General features: G+C 28.9%; 4 protein-coding genes. All 4 read right to left on the bottom strand.

The features are described from left to right. Positions 1-421: 421 nt before the first annotated feature. The 4 genes from RWN11_RS07320 to RWN11_RS07305 are packed head-to-tail and all read right to left on the bottom strand — an operon-like array spanning position 422 to position 4,080. The gene (locus RWN11_RS07320) at positions 422-1,972 is read right to left on the bottom strand and encodes an ABC transporter ATP-binding protein (RefSeq protein WP_314161081.1); all 1,551 of its coding nucleotides are present in this window, start codon (positions 1,970-1,972) and stop codon (positions 422-424) included. Between the two features lies 1 nt (position 1,973). After that, a complete protein-coding gene (locus RWN11_RS07315) occupies positions 1,974-3,416 on the bottom strand; it encodes an ABC transporter ATP-binding protein (RefSeq protein ID WP_314161080.1) in 1,443 nt (480 codons plus the stop codon). A gap of 39 nt (positions 3,417-3,455) precedes the next feature. Continuing rightward, positions 3,456-3,800 (bottom strand): type II toxin-antitoxin system RelE/ParE family toxin, encoded by a 345-nt coding sequence (locus RWN11_RS07310; protein WP_314161079.1) that lies wholly within the window; start codon positions 3,798-3,800, stop codon positions 3,456-3,458. Then, the gene (locus tag RWN11_RS07305) at positions 3,787-4,080 is read right to left on the bottom strand and encodes a hypothetical protein (protein WP_314161078.1); all 294 of its coding nucleotides are present in this window, start codon (positions 4,078-4,080) and stop codon (positions 3,787-3,789) included. Before RWN11_RS07305 ends, RWN11_RS07310 begins: the two co-directional genes overlap by 14 nt. Positions 4,081-4,375: the final 295 nt, after the last annotated feature.

Genomic DNA, 4,375 nt, shown 5'->3' with positions numbered 1-4,375 from the left:
CGGATGAGTTTGCTTCGATTTTCACGGTTGAGGGCGAATAAGATAAAAGACTTCTAATGATTGTAGTATTAGGACGCCAGTAGCCACCAGCGGTGTCTCTTGGCTAAAATTTGAGCCTAGGGTCTCAAATTTTCCTGCGCTAGAAGCCGGTTGGCTTCTAGTGCTCATACTACAATGGAGAAGTCTTTTTTCTTTTCTTGGGAATGACATGAATGCGTAAAAAAGAAGACTTCTTAGATTGTAGTATTAGGACGCCAGTAGCCACCAGCGGTGTCTCTTGGCTAAAATTTGAGCCTGGGTCTCAAATTTTCCTGCGCTAGAAGCCAGTTGGCTTCTAGTGCTCATACTACAATGGGAAGTCTTTTTTCTGTTCTTTTGAATGATATGGGTACGTAAGAAAAGAAGACTTCACTTTTCTATATTAAAAAATATTTTTTTCATCTTTTCTTACCTCAAAATAATCATTAAATTTAACTTCAAAATCAAAAACTATACTTTCTAATTTTTTATGAGAAACGATAATAATAGTCTTATCAGAAAAGTTATTTATAAAAACTTTCCAAATTTTACCGAATGTAACGGGATCTATTGCACTAAAGGACTCATCAAAAATTAATATGTCAAATTCTACAGCCCTGATTAACAGTCTTGCAAATTCAATTAGTTGTCTTTCACCACCAGACAGAGTATTAAAATTTACCTCTTCATAAAAACGATCACAAATTATTTTAGGGAAATTATGGATATTCAATAATTCTATTATTTTTCGTTCTGAAATATTCTGATTTAATCGTATATTATTTATAATTGTATCGGAAAAAATAATTGGGGTTGTTTGGCTATACCAAATATTATTAAAATACTCTTCCTGTCGCCTTACGAAGTTAGATAGAAACGAACTTTTTCCAATTCCTACTGCACCTGTAAATAGATATATTTTCCCTTTTGTTAATATTATATTTTTATCCAGCTTAGAATTACCATAAGAACCACTCATTATTTCAAAATAGTCTTTTTTCTCTAAAAGTGATTGTTTATGTTTTTGTTCCCTATCTTTTACATTTACTAGTTCTTCGAGTGTATCGACTTTGATATTAATACTACTAAATTTTATAGACAGTTGAATCAAGAGTGTCATTGCTGGTATCATCCAGATGCTTATTTGATAAATAGAAACTATACTACCAATGCTTCCTCTGCCAATAAGGTATGATCCCAAACAAACAATAATTACAACCATAGAACTGTTGACAAATTTAATAACTGAGGTTATTAATTGTTCTAAGATATTTCTTTTCCTAGATAAAGCAATTATCTCATCATTGACTTTATTTATTTCATGTATAAATTTATAATTTAATTTTTCATTATAAAACGATTTTATGCCTAAATCATCCAGGTTCTGGGAAATTGATTGTAAATGAATCGTTTTGTTTATTCTCATATCTTCAACTACTATCAATTTTTTGTAAAATATACTAAGTAAAAAATATACGCTAAGAAATATTATAACTATAACTAAAAAAATTATTATATTCTCTATCAATATGTAAATCATTCCTAATCCAATAGTAGCAAGACACCACAATAAGCTACCAATATCTCGATAAAAAAAAGAACTAATTTCATTTACACCTTTTGAAATATAGTATAAATATGCACTGTCATTTTTTGGCGTAGTCAATGATTTATTTACAAGTCTATCTATAAGACTTAAACTATTATCCAATATAAAACTTGAAATTTTCAGGTCTAAAGATATTAAATAATTGGTAAAAAAAGGAATAATAGCAACCATTCCTCCTAAGAAAAATAATGAAAATACATCAAACTTAGGAATGCTATAATTTATTGCATATTTTATAAGTATTGCTGGAAATAATAATACTATTGATCTTAGTAAGACAATCAATGAAATGAATAATAGCTTAAATATATTACTTTTCAATAAAATCTTCGATATTTTTTTCATACTAAACCTCTATGATGTCTGTTATTATTCTTGACGGTACTATTCCTTTTTCTAAATGAGTAACCTCAAAAATGCATCTATCAGAAAAATACTCAACAAAAAATTCTTCAATGCGTCTTCTGACATTTTCGTCAACATTAGCACCTAACTCATCAATTATTATAACTTGCGCCTCAAAATTGGTTTGACGAATAAGATTGATAATTGCTTTTTGCCCCGTTGATAAATCGTTTTCTTCACTTAAATTTGTATTTAATTCTGGAATAATATCTAATAACTTAGAAAATTTAGATAGATCATCTCTCATTAAATTTTCTTCAACAGTACCTTTTATAAATGTAAAGTCTTGCGGAACAAACATTTTATATTCTTTTTTTAAATATGAATCATTAAAATATAATTCTCTACAAAGCGTTGATTTTCCCACACCATTTTTACCCTTTATAAGAAAGTATCCATGTACATTATTGTTTAATAGACTAATTATCTGATAAATTTTTGATGGTTTGTCTTGGGGGTCTTCCTCTTTTAGTCGCTTTATTAAATTATATACTTTAGAATATGATATTAAAATTTCTTGAATAGATGAAATAAAAGTCATGGTATATTTAAAAGGAGAACTAAAATAACTTAAGTAAGTTATGACTGATACTAATTCACCAATTGAAATTTCCCCAGAGATAACTTTCATACCTCCTAAAATTATAATAAGTCCTGGTCCAATAGAATCAATGGTTCTAGGTAATAACTTAGTTTGATTAGTTGATAAATTAATATTAACAGTTAACTCATTGATTTTATCTGATAGAGAATAAACTTGTTTTTGTATATAATTGCCAGAATAAAGAAAATATGATTTCTCTTTATTGGTTATATACTCTTGTGTAAAAACTTTTAAAATTTTCTTTTTTTCTCTCTGTTCAATTTGTAACATTTTTTGTTTCTTCACGAGTTTGCTAAATGGTAAGAAATATATTGAATACAATATGGATAAGGTCAAAAATAATATTGGAGAAATTAGGTAAATATTTATCGCTGCAATTACAAATCCAATGACCGTGACTAATATTTCTACAAATGACTCAATTGTGAAATTTTCAATATTTTGTAAATCATCATTAATAATTTGTGAAAACTCACCTTTTTTAATGCCATCAATTTTTTTATAGTTCTTATAATTCCAAAAAGAATATAAATAAGTTCTCAAAGTACCTATAGCGGATACAGTAAGTAATTTTATTCCAATTAAGCCTATTCTACTACAAATAAAAGCCATTAAAATTAGCAATAAAATACCACTAAATGTACTATATACTGATAAACCAGACTGAATTGAATCAATTCCGCGTCCAATTTCCTTAGGAACTATTCCTTCTAAAATAGATCCAATTATTAAAAGAACAAAGGCTAGTATAAAACTCCCAATTTTTCTCACACTAAACATTCTAATTTCTCCATCAAATAAGTTTTTTTAATGATTCTATCATTTATTAAACAACTTAGCCCAATTTTGCTTTGAACTCAATATTCTAGCAACGTAGACATTATAGTTTTCAATATAGTAAAATGCCAAATAGTTCTCAATCGGCATATAACGATAGTGTTTACCATCATCCGTCAATTCTCCATAGCCTCTGCTAGAAACTAATGGACAAGCTTCTGGAAAAGTTTTCAATGTTTCAAGAGCTGTTAGAATAAGGTCGAGTTTTCCATCTGCTGATTGTTGGCTGTAGAAATTTATGACAATATAGTCATGTATCTCTCGTAAATCTTTTTTTGCTTGTTCTGTAAGAAACACATGGTAACGTTTATGATTAATCAAGACCAAATTCCTTTCTCACATCTGCTAAAGAAGTTAGTTTACCTTGTTGAATGTCCTGATGACCAAGTAAAATCTCCTTTTTCAAATCTTCAAAGGCAATTTGATATTGTGTTTCCTGAGAATCACTGAATACAAATTCTTTAGGGTCAACTGCACCAGTTGCAATTTTACGAAGTGCTGCGTTGAATACATCAGATAAAGTTATCTTTTCATCTGCTAGTATTTCTTTTGTTTGTTGGTAGAAAGCAGAATCTGCTCTGAAATTCACTGGCTGAGTACTTGCCATAATAACCACCTCTTTGTAAAGATATTTTGTAAATACATTGTAGCATATTTTTTTATATTGAACAATCAAAACAAAGGATGCCTCGTTCGGAGTAGAGACTACTATATTAATAACAAGTAATTAGGCAAATGGAAAGATAAAAATCAGCTGAAGAGCTCATGAGAGCGGTTCAGCTGATTTTTTATGGAGTAATTCCTATAGTGCTCATACTACAATGGGAAGTCTTTTTTCTTTATTTCGTCTCACTAATTACTTGTTCAATCGCCTTAATGACACCATTATTTTCGTTCGTGTC

The sequence above is a fragment of the uncultured Gemella sp. genome (assembly GCF_963519265.1).
Taxonomy (GTDB): domain Bacteria; phylum Bacillota; class Bacilli; order Staphylococcales; family Gemellaceae; genus Gemella.
This window is presented reverse-complemented; position numbering and strand designations above follow the sequence as displayed.

What these genes read in the sequence shown, in the direction of transcription:
- RWN11_RS07320 (WP_314161081.1), bottom strand. Translation starts at nt 1,972, where the DNA reads ATGAAAAAAATATCGAAGATTTTATTGAAAAGTAATATATTTAAGCTA.
- RWN11_RS07315 (WP_314161080.1), bottom strand. Translation starts at nt 3,416, where the DNA reads ATGTTTAGTGTGAGAAAAATTGGGAGTTTTATACTAGCCTTTGTTCTT.
- RWN11_RS07305 (WP_314161078.1), bottom strand. Translation starts at nt 4,080, where the DNA reads ATGGCAAGTACTCAGCCAGTGAATTTCAGAGCAGATTCTGCTTTCTAC.